This is a genomic window from Mangrovimonas spongiae (genome assembly GCF_003944795.1).
Classification (GTDB): domain Bacteria; phylum Bacteroidota; class Bacteroidia; order Flavobacteriales; family Flavobacteriaceae; genus Mangrovimonas; species Mangrovimonas spongiae.
In genome coordinates this window covers 1-15926 of record NZ_RWBG01000003.1, presented here as the reverse complement: position 1 = coordinate 15926, position 15926 = coordinate 1, and the positions used below count along the sequence as shown (strand labels likewise).

At 33.5% G+C, this 15926-nt stretch carries 12 protein-coding genes; 9 read left to right on the top strand and 3 right to left on the bottom strand.

Annotated elements, in window-relative coordinates:
- Positions 1–55 precede the first annotated feature (55 nt).
- The 4 genes from EJA19_RS07210 to EJA19_RS07195 all read left to right on the top strand — a co-directional run bounded on the left by EJA19_RS07210 (position 56) and on the right by EJA19_RS07195 (position 4222).
- Positions 56–529 carry an META domain-containing protein gene (locus tag EJA19_RS07210; RefSeq protein WP_125467693.1) on the top strand — a complete coding sequence of 158 codons (474 nt, stop codon included), beginning with the start codon at positions 56–58 and terminating at the stop codon, positions 527–529.
- An 83-nt stretch (positions 530–612) separates the two neighbouring features.
- The gene (locus tag EJA19_RS07205; protein ID WP_125467692.1) at positions 613–2730 is read left to right on the top strand and encodes a Tex family protein; all 2118 of its coding nucleotides are present in this window, start codon (positions 613–615) and stop codon (positions 2728–2730) included.
- 3 nt (positions 2731–2733) lie between these two features.
- Positions 2734–3639: a histone deacetylase family protein gene (locus EJA19_RS07200; protein WP_125467691.1), complete on the top strand. Its 906-nt coding sequence runs from the start codon at positions 2734–2736 to the stop codon at positions 3637–3639.
- 64 nt (positions 3640–3703) lie between these two features.
- Positions 3704–4222: a ferritin gene (locus EJA19_RS07195; protein WP_125467690.1), complete on the top strand. Its 519-nt coding sequence runs from the start codon at positions 3704–3706 to the stop codon at positions 4220–4222.
- A 348-nt stretch (positions 4223–4570) separates the two neighbouring features.
- Here EJA19_RS07195 and EJA19_RS07185 read toward each other — a convergent pair whose 3' ends face one another.
- A complete protein-coding gene (locus EJA19_RS07185; protein WP_125467688.1) occupies positions 4571–7108 on the bottom strand; it encodes a ligand-binding sensor domain-containing protein in 2538 nt (845 codons plus the stop codon).
- A 270-nt stretch (positions 7109–7378) separates the two neighbouring features.
- On the opposite strand from EJA19_RS07185, the gene EJA19_RS07180 reads away from it, so the two are divergent.
- From EJA19_RS07180 to EJA19_RS07170, 3 genes are all read left to right on the top strand, one after another.
- A complete protein-coding gene (locus tag EJA19_RS07180; protein WP_125467687.1) occupies positions 7379–8914 on the top strand; it encodes a leucine-rich repeat domain-containing protein in 1536 nt (511 codons plus the stop codon).
- Positions 8915–9135: 221 nt separating this feature from the next.
- On the top strand, positions 9136–9645 hold the full coding sequence (locus tag EJA19_RS07175; protein WP_125467686.1) for a hypothetical protein: 510 nt from the start codon (positions 9136–9138) through the stop codon (positions 9643–9645).
- Positions 9645–10469, top strand: coding sequence for a tetratricopeptide repeat protein (locus EJA19_RS07170; RefSeq protein WP_125467685.1), 825 nt, complete (start codon positions 9645–9647; stop codon positions 10467–10469). Before EJA19_RS07175 ends, EJA19_RS07170 begins: the two co-directional genes overlap by 1 nt.
- 78 nt (positions 10470–10547) lie before the next feature.
- Here EJA19_RS07170 and EJA19_RS07165 read toward each other — a convergent pair whose 3' ends face one another.
- Both EJA19_RS07165 and EJA19_RS07160 read right to left on the bottom strand, forming a co-directional pair.
- On the bottom strand, positions 10548–13130 hold the full coding sequence (locus EJA19_RS07165; protein ID WP_125467684.1) for a phosphoenolpyruvate carboxylase: 2583 nt from the start codon (positions 13128–13130) through the stop codon (positions 10548–10550).
- Positions 13131–13278: 148 nt separating this feature from the next.
- Positions 13279–13611: a single-stranded DNA-binding protein gene (locus tag EJA19_RS07160; RefSeq protein ID WP_125467683.1), complete on the bottom strand. Its 333-nt coding sequence runs from the start codon at positions 13609–13611 to the stop codon at positions 13279–13281.
- Positions 13612–13843: 232 nt separating this feature from the next.
- Here EJA19_RS07160 and EJA19_RS07155 point away from each other — a divergent pair, with 232 nt between their 5' ends.
- Both EJA19_RS07155 and EJA19_RS07150 read left to right on the top strand, forming a co-directional pair.
- Entirely contained in the window at positions 13844–15043 is a 1200-nt protein-coding gene (locus EJA19_RS07155; RefSeq protein WP_125467682.1) for a tyrosine-type recombinase/integrase, read from the top strand.
- 50 nt (positions 15044–15093) lie between these two features.
- On the top strand, positions 15094–15801 hold the full coding sequence (locus EJA19_RS07150; RefSeq protein WP_125467681.1) for a PA3715 family protein: 708 nt from the start codon (positions 15094–15096) through the stop codon (positions 15799–15801).
- Positions 15802–15926 lie beyond the last annotated feature (125 nt).

The window sequence follows — 15926 nt, the reverse complement described above, 5'->3', positions numbered from 1 at the left end:
CTAAACATCTTTGGAAAAGATTTTGAACGTAATTCAAACAAATAATAAACTTATAATGAAAGCACTTACTTTAACACTAACAGCCTTAGTTTTTAGTTTAGTTACAAGCTGTAACGACACTAAAAAAAATACCGAAAAAGAAGAAGTAACTAAAACAGAAAACATCACGGAAACATCTCAAGAAGACTCAAATACCATTGCTTTCACAGATACCAAGTGGCAACTTATTAGCTTAAACGGAACAGATATTGCCAATAGCAATGCCTTTATCTCTTTTGCCACACAAGATAACCGTGTATTTGGTAACGCTGGATGCAACAATTTTACGGGAACCTATAAACTAAAAGAAAACACCTATTTTGAGTTATCACCTTTGGCAGTAACCAAAAAAATGTGTGTAGATATGTCTATTGAAGAGTCCTTTTTAAACGCTCTCGAAACAGCAGACAACTACATACTTAACGACAACAAATTAATTATACAAAAGACTAAAACAGCGCCTTTAGCTGTTTTTATTGCGGTTGAATAAACCATTTCATATCCATTTTAAGAAACCTCGTAAAATTATTTTTCGAGGTTTTTTTTATTACTTTTCCCAACAAAATAAAGACTATGATTTCATATATCGCCCAACATACACAACTCCCTGAAAAAGCCATTACTAACACGGTGGCTTTATTAAACGAAGATTGTACCATTCCGTTTATTTCGAGATACCGAAAAGAACGCACAGGCAATTTAGATGAAGTTGAAGTTGGTTTAATTGTAAAGTTCAAGGAAGAATTTGAAACTCTAGAAAAGCGAAAAACTACTATATTAAAAGCCTTAGAAGAACAAGAGGTTTTAACTTCAGAATTAAAAGAAAAAATAGCACAAACTAAAGACTTAACCACTTTAGAAGACCTCTATCTACCCTACAAAAAAAACCGAAAAACCAAAGCCGATAAAGCCCGAGAACAAGGTTTAGAACCTTTAGCAAAAATTATTATGGCTCAAAATGCCAACGATATCGAATCTATTGCTTTCAAATACGTGAAAAATAATATTGATTCCCCTAAAACAGCTTTAGAAGGCGCTCGACATATCATTGCCGAATGGCTAAACGAGCGTCCCGATTTTAGAAACAACATTCGTTATCAACTAGAACGTTTCGCTACTATTTCTACCAAAGTTATTAAAACAAAAAAAGAAGACGAATCGGCACAAAAATTTCGTGATTATTTTGATTGGAGCGAAGCCTTAAACCGCATTCCTTCACATCGGTTATTGGCCATTTTACGTGCCGAAAACGAAGGGTTTATCCGTGTAAAAATTGAGATTGATGATGAACGTGCCATCCACAAGATGGAACAACGTACCATACGTTCACAAAACGATTGCGCTTTACACATTCAACTGGCCATAAAAGATGCTTACAAACGATTGCTCTTACCATCACTTTCCAACGAGGCACTTCAAAATGCTAAATCTAAAGCCGATGATGCTGCCATTACTGTATTTGCAAAAAACCTCAAACAATTATTATTGGGGTCGCCTTTAGGTGAAAAACGTGTTTTGGCCATCGACCCTGGTTTTAGGACTGGTTGTAAAATAGTGTGTTTAGATAAACAAGGAAATTTAAAGCATAACGAAACCATTTATCCGCATCCGCCAAAAAATGATAGTAAAGGCGCTATTAAAAAAATTAGCACTTTGGCCGAAGCATACAAAATTGAAGCCATTGCTATTGGTAACGGCACGGCTTCGCGAGAAACGGAAGCTTTAATTCGTCGTATTCGATTTAAAAATGAAATCCAAGTCTTTGTCGTTAGCGAAGCTGGCGCTAGTGTTTATTCGGCATCAAAAATTGCTCGAGACGAGTTTCCTAATTACGATGTTACCGTTCGTGGCGCGGTGTCTATAGGAAGGCGTTTACAAGACCCGTTGGCCGAATTGGTAAAAATTGACCCTAAAAGCATTGGTGTTGGCCAATACCAACACGATGTGGATCAAAGCAAGTTAAAAAACGAGCTAGATCGTGTGGTAGAAAGTTGTGTAAATGCTGTTGGTGTAAACCTTAATACCGCAAGTAAAAGCTTGTTAAGCTATGTTTCTGGTATTGGAGAAAAACTAGCCAAAAACATTGTTAAACACCGTGAAGACAACGGCGCTTTCTCTAGTAGAAAAGACCTTTTAAACGTTACGCGTTTAGGCCAAAAAGCCTTTGAACAAAGTGCTGCCTTTTTACGTATTAAGGCTGCTAAAAACCCTCTGGACGACTCGGCGGTGCATCCAGAAAGCTATGGTATTGTTAAACAAATGGCTTCTGATTTGAAGATTACAATAAATGAATTGATAGGGAATTCGGCAGCCATTAAAAAAATTCAACTTAAACAGTATGTTACAGAATTTGTAGGATTACCAACTTTAGAAGATATTGTAAAGGAATTGGAAAAACCAGGGTTGGACATTCGAGAGAAAGCCAAAGTCTTTACCTTTAATCAAAATCTAAAAACCATTGATGATGTGCAAGAAGGGCAATTACTTCCTGGGATTGTAAACAATGTAACTAATTTTGGTGCTTTTGTAGATATTGGTATTAAAGAAAGTGGCTTAATTCATATTTCTAATTTATCAGATGGGTTTGTAAGCGATGTAAACGCGCATATTAGCTTACACCAACAGGTTATTGTTAAAGTTTTAAGTGTTGATAAAACGCGAAAACGCATTCAATTAAAACTTCATAAATAAATCATGCTAAAAATAGCGTATCATCCTATTTATAAGCATCCTTTACCTGAGGGACATCGGTTTCCTATGGAAAAGTATGAGCTACTTCCTGAACAATTATTACACGAAGGTACTTGTATTAATGACAATTTTTTTGAACCAGAATATTTAGACAATCACAATCCTATATTGGCAGTACATGACGCAGCTTATTTTTATGATTTATTAAACCTTACTTTAAGCCAACGTGCTGCGCGTAAAATAGGTTTTCCTTTAAGCCGAACATTAATACAGCGAGAAATTATAATTACTAACGGGACCCTAATTGCTTCTGAGTACGCATTAAAATATGGCATTGCTATGAATATTGCTGGTGGCACGCATCATGCTTATTCTAATCGAGGGGAAGCCTTTTGTTTACTGAATGATCAAGCTATTGCAGCAATGCATTTATTAAATAAACAATATTGTAAAAAAGTTCTTATTGTTGATTTAGATGTACATCAAGGAAATGGAACTGCTGAAATTTTCGAACACAACTCCAAAGTATTTACATTTTCTATACATGGTAAAAATAACTATCCCTTTAAAAAAGAACAAAGTGATTTAGATATTGAACTAGAAAATTATACTGATGATAACACCTATCTCTCTATTTTAAAAAACAGTTTACCTAAAATTATAGAAGAGCAAGAACCAGATTTCGTTTATTATTTATCGGGAGTAGATATAATTACTACAGATAAATTAGGGAAGTTAGGAGTAACCATAGCTGGCTGCAAGGAACGGGATCGTTTTGTTTTAAACACATGTAAGCAAAACAAAATCCCTGTAATGTGTAGTATGGGCGGTGGCTATTCGCCCAATATTAAAACCATTATAAACGCCCATGCAAATACGTTTAGGTTAGCCCAGTCTATCTTTTTTTAACAGTAGTAATTTAAATTTATTCTATCCCTATTATTGACTAACTTTACGTAAAACAAAAAAGATTATGTTATCAAAAAAAATAGAAAAAGCCTTAAATGATCAAATAAGAGTTGAAGCCGAATCGTCTCAAATTTATTTAGCTATGGCTTGTTGGGCCGAAGTGAAAGGACTAGAAGGTGTAGCTGGTTTTATGTATTCGCAATCTGATGAAGAACGCGAACATATGCTTAAATTGGTAAAATTTGTAAACGAACGTGGCGGGCACGCCCATATTTCTGAACTTAAAGCGCCAAACGTAACCTTTAAGTCATTTAAAGAAATGTTTGAAACTTTGTTTGAACACGAAGTGTTTGTATCTGAAAGCATTAACAACTTAGTACATATTTCGTTAGAAGAAAAAGATTATGCCACACACAACTTTTTACAATGGTATGTTGCCGAACAAATTGAAGAAGAAGCTATGGCCAGAACCATTCTAGACAAAATAAATATGATAGGTAACGATAAAGGTGGTTTATATTTATTTGATCGCGATATTGAGCAAATAACAGTTAGCACTGCAGCTTCGGATACTTTGGAATAATCATCGTTTAAAAATAAACCAAAAAAACCTCTAGTGGTAACACATTAGAGGTTTTTATTTTTTAACACTTAATTTTATTTAGAATTAATTAAAATAATTTACTTTTGCCCAACAATCTACAACTTAGCACCTTGGGCAAGAAAAAGAAAGATAAGAAAAAACAAAAAAAGGCTTTAAAAACCTTACATAAAGCAGGTGTTATTAACGCTAACAAGGTTAAAAGCAAGTGCTGTAAAAAGTACAAAAAAGGCGAAAGCAAACGTTGTGGCAAATGCCCTTGTTTCGACTTGCTTAAAAAAGTAGCATAATAAGAACTCCTTTTAGTGTTTACTTTTGGCACATTTAGTGTTAAAACTGAATTTTGTCCATCTCACCCAAATATGTTTCACCAACAGGGATTTTTTCATCTTTAATAACTACAAAATTCTTTCCCTTGCTACTTACTTTATCTATCCTAATGATATAGGAACGGTGTACTCTTAAATATTCTAAAGCATCTGGTGTTGTGGCAATAAAACTACCTATTTTACAACGAATAGTATGCGTTTTGTTTGTAGTGACAATATCTAGATAGTTGCCTTGAGCATTAACATATAAAATGCTATGAGTTGGTATTTTAAAATCCTCACCATTGGATCGGAATTTGTAAAACAGCTCTTTACGTTTTAAACGTTTAACAGCTAATCGTATTAATTCTCTTATGATATCTTGATTATAGATAAGTACACGAATTTTAAAAAACCAATACAAAAGTCCAAATAATAGCAGTAAACAAATAGCATAAAACCACCAACTGTTCCAAAACGGTGGTAAAATCTTAAACGTGTAGGATGTTAACAGCGTGTTTGGATTGTTAAAAACTTTAGCCTTGGCTTCGAAGGTGTAATTTCCGGGAGACAACGATGGAAAACTAATCGTTCTAGATTTTGTTTTTGTCCAGACGCTGTCTGCTTCTTTTAAACGATAGTAATAGTCAATATTATTGGTGTTTTTTATAGAAATGGCTTGTAGCTTAAAATCAATATTATTTTGACTATAGTCAAGTTTGATCTTCTTGTCGTATACCCTTTCATTATTAACTATTATTTCTTTTAAGGATAAGGATTGGATGTTTAAAGCTTCCTTTTCATCTAAAACGTTTTCATTAAAATAGCAAAGGCCTTTTTTTGTAGCTACCCAAACAGTATCGTTGATAACTTCGACATCATCTATATCATTACTAACTAAACCATCTTGTTTGGTAATAGTGGTAATATTGAAAGTGTTATCAGCATTAAAATGTATTCTATTCAATCCAGAATTGGTACAAGCCCAAATAGTGGAATCGTTTTCAATATGTACTTCGCTTACAATATTGTTTGTTAGTCCGTTTTCTTTGGTAATGCTATAATTCTTATCGCTAAATACAACCACACCATTACCTTGTGTGGCCATATAAACTGTTTTTTTATTTACATCAAGATCGTCAATCCTGTATTTAAACAGTGTACTTGGTTGGTATTTGTATGTGCTATCGTTTTTGTGAGCATACAGTCCAGAAGACGTCCCTACTAATATCGTATTATCGTACATACAAACATCTTGGACTTTAGTGGTCAAGGGTATGCTTTTAAGACTGTCCTTGTCTTTTACAAAAAACGTATGTGCCATAGATGCCAAAAGTGGGTTTGTAACTTGTTCTGGCAGTTTACTTGCCGAGAGATAATAAGATAGGGCATTTGTTGTGTAATCAATAAGATAACCATCGCCATAGCCATAAATACGGTTATTATCAGCATCAAACTCTACCAATGCAGCAGTATTGTTTAAACCTTTGTAAAGTCTACTAATACTGTCTTTTGAAGTTTTACCAATATCACCATTATTAAAACCAGCAAATAGATTTCCGTTATTGTCTTTTACTAAAGATGATATGTGATCTTCTGTAAATACTTTTATTTTAGGATTTTTTATATAAAACACACCATTCTCTAAAGTACTAATCCAATACCCGCCTTCACTATCTATAAGAAAATTGGAAACCGATTTATTGGGCAAGTATCTTTCATAAATGTTACCGTGAACGTCTCTTATTTCAGCACCCAAGCTATAATACCCTACAAAAAACAAGTTGTTATTAATAGGTTTTATGCATATAGGGTATTGTTTTGTTTTTACGTATTGAATGCTATTATCTGTATTGATTATACCTAGTTTTTTACCAATGAATAGAGCATATTCATCGTTTAAAATTTTAAAATCCGTTCTAGAGTTTATACCATTATCCAAGTCAAAAATTCGGATGTTTTCACGTGATTTATAGTTGTGATAAACCGAAAAGAAGACTTTATTTTCGGGTTGAAAGCCCATTTTAAATGATCTTACTTCGTTTGGATTATTAAATATTGTGTTTTTGTCAAACTCTTTGTTTAAGATACCTTCCTTTGTAATTTCAATAAAACCTGGCAAATAATACCCCCCAACATACAGGGTGCCGTTAGCATTTACTGAAACACTTTTTATAACGGTTTGCGAATTCAGTTGTTCTTTAAGCAGATGATTGTATTTGTAATCTTTAAAACCATCAAATACTGTATTAAAATAAAAGAGGCTTTGGCTGTGATATTCATAACAAAATATTTGTCCGTTGTCTTGCGGATAAAAATCTAATATGGTATTTCCCGGCAAACCATCTTTGGTAGTAAAGTTCTCAAATTCGTAGCCATTGTAGCGTGATAAGCCCTTGTCGGTTGCGAACCAAATATACCCTAGTCGATCTTGGTACATATCATACACTTCTGAGCTAGGCAACCCTTCATCTACATCAAACTGTTGATAAATATATTCTTGGGCATAACTTAATTGCAGCCAAAAAAGGCAAACGAAAATATAACGCGTAAATTTCAATTAATCTGTTTTAAACAAATGTAATATTAATTAAAATAGCGTTTAAAAACAGGTTTTTGTGTTCGTCACTAATTTAAATGGTTTCGTCACAAACCCTTTAAAAACAATAGATTCAAAAGCATAAAAATAAAAAGACACCTTTTATACTTACTGCAAAATGCTTCATCACTATTTTTTTAGGTATTGGTCACAATCGCCATTTTTTGTTTTGATGTTGGTCTATTCAGGAATAGTTTAGATGATATTATTAATTTTTAAAACCCAAAAACAATGAAAAAAAATCTACTTTCTTTACTTACTCTTTTTATGGTGGCTATAGGCTATTCCCAAACCTTTACTGCTACAGATAGTTATGGCAATATTTTACAATATACCGTAACATCTGCAAATACCGTTACAGCGGTATCAGGAGGCACTTTAAATAATATAAATGTCGATATTCCCGTCACAGTTTCAAATGCAGGCACAACGTACAATGTTACAGCCATTGGTGATCATTTTTTTCAAGGAGCTGCTTCATTATCTAGTGTTAGTATTCCAAATGCTGTAACTAGTATAGGAAAGCAAGCATTTGGTAATACCAACCTTTCTAGTGTTGTTTTACCTAGCAGTTTAATTACAATAGATGAATATGCCTTTCAATACTGTCAGTTACAAGGCATTACAATCCCTAATAATGTAACCAGTATTGGTATTGGTGCATTTAGAGGGAATTATTCGTTGTCAACAGTAACTACACTGGCAACAACACCTCCTATAATAATTACAGAAGCAAACAATAACGATTCGTTTGCTCTATATGGAGATCGAAGCAATATAGACTTATACATACCAGCAGGTACAACAGCTGCTTATGTTACCGATGCAGGAGCGCTTTGGACAGGCTTTAATACTGTAACCGAAAATTTGAATGTAGGCGATACTTATGTAAATAACTATATTACTTATGAAGTGACATCAGTTGCAAATAGCACTGTTAAAGCTGTAGACTACAATACCGCTGGAGGAACTGTCGTTAATATTCCTGCAACAATACCAAATGGTTTAATAACATATAGTGTTACTGAAATTGGCGATTTTGCTTTTGATTATAAAAACTTAACTGACGTAACACTTCCAAACAGTATTGTAAATATTGGTGAGAATGCTTTTTTTAATAATGATTTATCCTCAGTAATTATACCAGATAGTGTCATTACTATTGATGATATTGCCTTTGCACAAAACAACAATATGACCAATCTTGTTTTAGGAAATAACGTAACTAGTATAGGTGATGCTGCTTTTCGTTTTAACGCTTTAAATAACATTACTATCCCAGCAAGTGTTACCAATATAGGTGTAGTTGCATTTGGAGGTATGGGTGGGACTAATGCTATTACAGACGTTTATTGCCAGGGTATGGTGCCGCCAACAATCGCTACAAGCAGTGCGCCCAACTCAGATACTTTTAATCAGGATCGTAGTACTATCCACCTACATATCCCTGGAGGTACAATGGGTGCTTACGTGACTGATGCAGGAGCGTTATGGACAGGTTTTAATCCTGTTACGGAAGATGCTTTGAGTGTTGATGAGTTTCAATTAAAAAATGCAGTTAAAGTAATTACTACTGCCGAAAGTATAGAAGTGGAAACCTCCAATAACATTCAGTTAGAGAGCTACAGTATGTATACCATTTCTGGTCAAAAAATAAAAACAGGGTCAGAATCAGAAATTGCAACTGGCTCAATGGCGTCGGGTATTTATATCTTAAAATTAGATTTTGATAGAGGTATGATCTCCAAAAAGGTACTTATTAAATAAAAAATTGGCTATTAATCAATTTGAAAAGCCCATTGTCATTTTTTTGAAGTTTAGCATTTCCTAAAACACACAATGGGTTTACTGTTTTTATATGATAGAGTATATCCAGAAACATAAGCTAGAAGTGTTTTTATTCATATTTTATGCATTGATAGCATTATCCGCTTTTGTTTGGTGGTTTTAGTAAGAATATCTTAAATTGAAGAAAATAAAAAGCATCGATGAAAAAAACATTTATTGCAATTCTATTTTTGATGATTTTAAGTTGTCAAACCAAAACTAAAAGCACACAAAGCTACTTACGGTGGGTTGGCGACATCCAGCAAAACAATGCTATTGACGATTCAGACTTTAGAGTATGTAAAGGCGATGATAACGTTCTACAATACTTCAATTTGAGTGAAGGCCCTGTATATAAAGGCGAGAAATCTTCAATTTTAGACTTATTTAAATCACAATACAAACCCTTTATCGACAATAAGCAAAATGGTTATATTAGGTTACGATTTATCATTAATTGTAAGGGGGAAGCTGGTCGGTTTAGGGTTTTACAATCCGATTACAATTATCAAGAAAAAACATTCGACAATCGCATTGTTAATCAACTTCTAACTATTACAAAAAACATCGAAAAATGGGAAATATTACATAGGGATGATATTTCAGTAGATTACTATATGTATCTTATTTTTAAAATCAAGGAAGGACAACTCATAGACATTTTACCATAATGAAAAAAATTAGCATCGTATTTCTGTTCTTCTCACTGTCTAATATTTTTGCACAGCCTAACTGTGAAGCCTTTAAACATTATGGAGACACCTTAAAATACAAGGCCTGTATAAAGGCCATGGAAATTAGCGGACATTATCAGTTTAGTAAGGAATATCAATCTATCCTTGATCGCGCTATAGAAATAGATTCTACATTTGATTACCCATATTGGGCAAAATCCATTGCCTATTTAAAAAGTGGCGATTTCATAACATGGAAAACACTTATTGATAAAGCTGTGGCTTTAAATCCCAAAACACATTTAGGATATAGAGGTTGGTGTCGCTATCAGTTTTTTCGAGATTATGAGGGGCTAATAGAAGATATTGAAAAACTAGATAGCTTAGTGGATTACGATATTGGTTACTCACAAAACGGCACCTATCACTTAAACATTGCCAAAGGTTTATGCTATAAAGCTATTGGTGAAAAAGAAAAAGCTATTGCTATTATAGAAAAACAAATACTACTTAACGAACAGGAAAATTTTGTTGGTGTATACGATTACCTGCATCTTGGTGTTCTGTATTGGGAAACAAATCAATTTGAAAAAGCTATAAACACATTTAAAAAACAGGCTGAAAGCAATCAGTTGGCCGAAAATTCATATTACATGGCATTAACATACCGAGAATTAGATAACCCCACCAAATATAAATCTTGTTTGGACAAAACAAAGGAGCTTTACATTTCAAGAAAGAGAATGTTTGATCCCTATTCAAATCCTATGGATAAAATTTATCTCGAAACCATCGAAAATGAAATAAAAAGTAGCTTATAATTTTAATACCGAATCACCTAACCACTCATAACCAAGCTTATGTAAATGTCCTTTAAAAGGATAACTTAACTATTAGATTTACGCTGAGTTTCTACTAGCATTAATATTTCCAAATAACGATCTGGTTACTAACTTTTCAAATACGTCTAATTGTGCTTTATCAGGGTTAGTTTCTTTCTGTAACGTCTGAATTCTTTTTAAAGCATATTGCTGAATAGTTAACAGCGGTAAAACAATAGATTCTCTTATAGCTATTGATGCTTTACCTGCTGGCTCTTCCTCCATGAGTTCGGTATAGTCTGTTAATTTTAAAATAAGACGTTTGGTGGTTTTATACTCTTCAAAAATAATAGTCCAAAAGTCACCAAACTCGGAATCCTCAGCCATGTACTTTGTTAAATCGAAAAAGGATTTAGACAACGACATCATACTATTCTCTATTAAGGTTTTAAAGAAACTCGATTCGTTATAGAGTTGTTTTACTTTATCGAACTCATTATTGTCTTCATAATGTTTTAGTGCCGTTCCTACTCCAAAGAAACCTGGCACATTTTGTTTTAATTGGCTCCAACTTCCCACAAATGGAATAGCTCTTAAATCTTCGAAAACAAGTTTACTAGATTTTCCGCGTTTAGAAGGGCGACTTCCAATATTAGTTTTTGCATAATATTTTAAGGTACTCATACGCTCTAAATAAGGTACAAACATAGGGTGCGCTTTAAAATTTGTGTACGTATTGTAACTTATTTGGGCTAAATCATCCATGACAGCAGTATTATCTTTGGACATGCCTGAGTTAGTCTCATGCAAACGATTATGAATTCCCGAGCTTATAAGCTGCTCTAAATTGTATTGCGAGGAATCTAGTGTTCCAAAATTAGAACTTATGGTTTGCCCTTGAATGGTAAGCTGCACCTCTTTATCTTCTATGGTTGGCCCTAGAGAAGCATAAAATTGATGTGTTTTTCCACCGCCACGTGCTGGTGGGCCACCACGACCATCAAAGAAAATAACCGTAACATCATATTTACGCGACACTTCCGTTAAACGTTCTTTGGCTTTAAAAATACCCCAATTCGCCATAAGGTAACCACCATCTTTGGTACCATCGGAAAAGCCTAACATAATGGTTTGCTTATTACCTCGTTTTTTTAAGTGAGCAGCATAGTTAGGATTGGTGTATAACTCTTCCATAACGGCCGGTGCATTTTCTAAATCCTCTATGGTTTCAAATAGCGGGCCAATATCAACGGTTAAATCATCTTCAAATGCCACAAGCTTTAACATGGCATAAAGCTGCATAACATTTAATGTGGTTTGATTATTACTAATTATGTATCGATTAGCTGCTTTCTCGCCATTGGTTTGCTGAATAGTTTTTATGGCTTGAATGGTTTTTAAGGTTTTTAACACCTCATCATCTTCAAAAAGGGATACATCAACGTGGCCTTTAATTTCTGAAAGCACTTTAACTTGTTCCTTTTCGGGCAACTCCTGATAATTACTTGGAAAAATACTGCTCCCGCTTTCAATAAGCTTATCTACCATGGCATTAAACACTTTGGCATGGGCACGACTATCTTGACGAATATCTAAATTAGCAAAATGAAAGCCGAATAAATGCACTTTGTTAATTAAGCTATTAACTAGCGACACGTATAACGACTGATGGTTAGTTACAAGACTATCACGAATGGTTTTTAGTGCTTTTATAAAAGCGTTAGCTGTTAATGTGTTGTCGTTTGGATTATCAGTCATTTGAAGTAGCTTAGATTCTAAATCTAACACATGTTCTTCAACACCTTTAAACGTTAATCTACGTTTTAGAGTTCTAATATCACGATAGTAGTTTTTTATAATGGTTTGTTTTAATCTATTAGCGACTTTTAGGGTTGTTTCTGGGGTAACAAAAGGGTTTCCATCTCTATCCCCTCCTGGCCAAAACCCAATATTAATAATGTCGTTTTGTACGGGCTGACCATCGAAAATATTTTCTTGAATATAATCGAAAATAGCTCCAAACGATTGGTAATATACATTCTCCAAATACCAAATTAGACTAACCGCTTCATCGTAAGGTGTTGGCTTTTCGTGTTTAAAGAACGGCGTTTTTCCTAACTGTGCTAAGAGGTCGTTAATTTCTAATAGATTATTGGTTTTTATGGCTTTGGAAAGGTCGGTAATAATACCTAAAACCTCCCCTGGATAAAACTGTGTAGGATGCGCTGTTAATACAATACGCACTTTAAATTCTTCTAAATAGGTTCTTAAAGTATCTAATTTATTATCGGATACAACCGATTCTTTTAAACTTCGTAACGTACCAATTCCATCCATGTTATTAACTACAGGAAAGGCGGCATCTTCTATAGCATCAAACAAAACCACTTGACGTTCTATGTATTGTATAAACCGAAATAACAAATTAATCTGACTTTCTTCGTTACGTCGCGCTTGATATTTTTTAAAAAATGTTTGCACAATGGTTGTGGGGTCATCGCCATTTTTAAACCCTTTCTCGCAAGTTTCATGAAACAATGGTAATAGCACGCCCGTTTTAGAAATGGTATTGAAAGGCAACGTCATGAAGATGCTGTTATAGATTTGATACTTTGATAAAACGTTTTGCTTAAATCGTGTTAATTTTGGTTGTGTGCCCATTACAATTGTTTTGGTTTTGTATAAAAATAGAAAACAAAGCGCAAGAACTCTAATATTATTTAAGATTTCCGTTTTATTTAATTCGAAATCGTTTTCAATAAAAAAAGAGGCTATAAAAAGCCTCTTTTGTTGTTTATTTTTAATGTTATTATTTCCCTAACATTAAAAGTTCGTTACAAACTATTTCGGTCGTGTAACGTTTATTGCCTTCTTTATCTTCCCAAGAGCGGTTAGTTAACTTACCCTCTATAGCAATTTCTTGCCCCTTGGTTATATAATTTTCTACTACTTTTACTAACCCATTACGTACTATAATGTTGTGCCAATAAGTACGTTCTATTTTTTGACCATCTTTGTTTTTGTAGCTATCATCAGTAGCTATTGAAAACTTGGCCATTTTATTACCGTTTTCAAAAGTCACGAATTCTGGGTCTTGCCCTAATCTACCAATCAACTGTACTTTGTTTCTAAGCGTGTTCATAATTTAAATTTTAATGCCTGACAGACGCAGGCTGGTTAAACAGTTAATACTATCGAGTTCTTATGTTTCGACAAGGCAAATATGATGTGAGTCGTTAAAAATAATCGGTTATTACTTATTTATATCCGTTTGTAATTGTTTACAGTCGTTTGTTAATCAATTAATATCGTATAACCTTGAGGTAATTCTATGGCAGCATACTTTTTTCATCTATATTTATACTGTATTGATTATGAAACACATTACACTTACACCTTTACATCATAACAACGCGACTAATATTGCTATTGGTTTTAAATACGATAGTAGTGTTAAAGAATATATTCGTGAGTTTCCGCATGTATATTGGTCTAAAACACACAGAACGTTTTATGTGGCATATACAGAAAAAACACTTCATCTTTTATTTACCTATTTACGTGATAAAGGCTACTATGTAAATTATTCTGCTATGACCAAACAGCCTAAAAAGGCTTTTAAGCCAGCTAAAAAAAAACCTGTTAAGTTTAATAAAAAGCAACTATTTAATAGACTTCCTAAGAGTCATAAAATTTTACTTAATGAGTATGCCTCTTTTTTACGTGGCAAACGCTTAAGTGAACAAACGGTAAGTACGTATGGGTATTTTATTTTAAGGTTTGCATACTACCATAGGTTATTGGCTATTGATAAATGGGATAATTCGTGCTTAGATAAGTTTATGAGCGATGTTATGTATAAAGAAAATTATAGTATAAGTAGCCATAGACAATGTGTGAGTGCTATAAAATATTTAACGACATTTTGCGACATGGATACTTTTGATGCGAGTGAATTTGAACGCCCTAAACGCGATAAGAATTTACCTAAAGTAATCTCTAAAGAAGCTGTTATACGCTTAATACAGGTCACTAAAAATCTTAAACATCGTGTTATTATTTCGTTGTTGTATTCTGGTGGATTACGTATTGGTGAACTGCTAGCATTACACCCTAGAGATATAAATTTTGAACGACTACAAGTTTTTGTAAGGCGTGGTAAAGGCAGAAAAGATCGTATGGTTACTTTGGCCGAGGTACTTAAACCAATGTTGGTTAATTATATACAAACCTATAGGCCAAACCATTTCCTTATTGAAGGGCGTGATGGTGGACCGTATCATGCCAGTTCGGTTAGACATATGCTAAAACGATCTTGTAATATGGCTCATATAACACCTGCTATTTCACCACATGCGTTACGCCATAGCTATGCCACACATATGCTGGAAAACGGGGTTGATTTGCGTCATATACAAAGTTTATTAGGGCATACAAAACCTGAAACTACTATGATATATACTCATGTGGCTAAGGAAGATTTAATGCGTATAAGTAATCCTTTGGATGCTACTGTTAAGGGTTTAAAGAATTATGGTTATCCAGACAAAAAAGTCACGATATCCGGAAAATAGACTGTTTAAATGTGTATATTAGTGCACATATAACGAGTTACAAAACATTTATGAAAAAAATATTGCTCTTTTTAATAATTCTGACATTCTCAACAAACTTTTTTGGTCAAAAGAGTGAAAAATTGATTGAAAGAACTGCAAAAAAAATTGAAATTAAAGAATCTGATATTTTTTACAAACTTGCGATTACACAAGAATTTGAAAACGGTATCTTAGTTATTATTCCAGAAGTTGACGAAGAGGGAGAAGGCTATATTTTATTTAATAGTCACGTAATTTTTATTGACAAGAATACCTTTAAAATAAAAGCAAAATTTTCGCAAAAAAAAGATTGGTACAGTGATGCTATGGGAATTGACAAAATATCAATTGAAAAGAAAACCCATCATTTGAATAAATCAACCATTACATTTGGTTTGATTTTTGAATATTCTGGTGGTGGCAGAGCCAATCCATTTTACGGAACCGAATGGTCTCTTTATGATTTAAAAGATGATAAATTAAATCGACTATTAAAACGGTTTACTATTAAATCAGTTTTTGGAGAAACAGATACAACCTGTAAAGGAAGCTTTGAAAAGCATTCTAAAAAAATAGAGATTCAAAATAATGAGAGTAATGGTTACGCTGACATAAAAATAACTGATACCATTAGTCAGTATTTAATTAACAAAAATTGCGAAAAAGCTTCCAAAGAAATAAAACTAAAAACCGAAACATTAAAATACAAAAACGGAGAGTATAAAAACGTTTTGTAACACCGTGTATAGCTCATTGCGGCTGAATTCCTAATCGGAATTCATTGCAATTTGCTATCTTTGGTCATACAGCGGAAAATCCTCTGCGGATTTCCCGCAACAAGCCATACACAAACCCGTTGGCA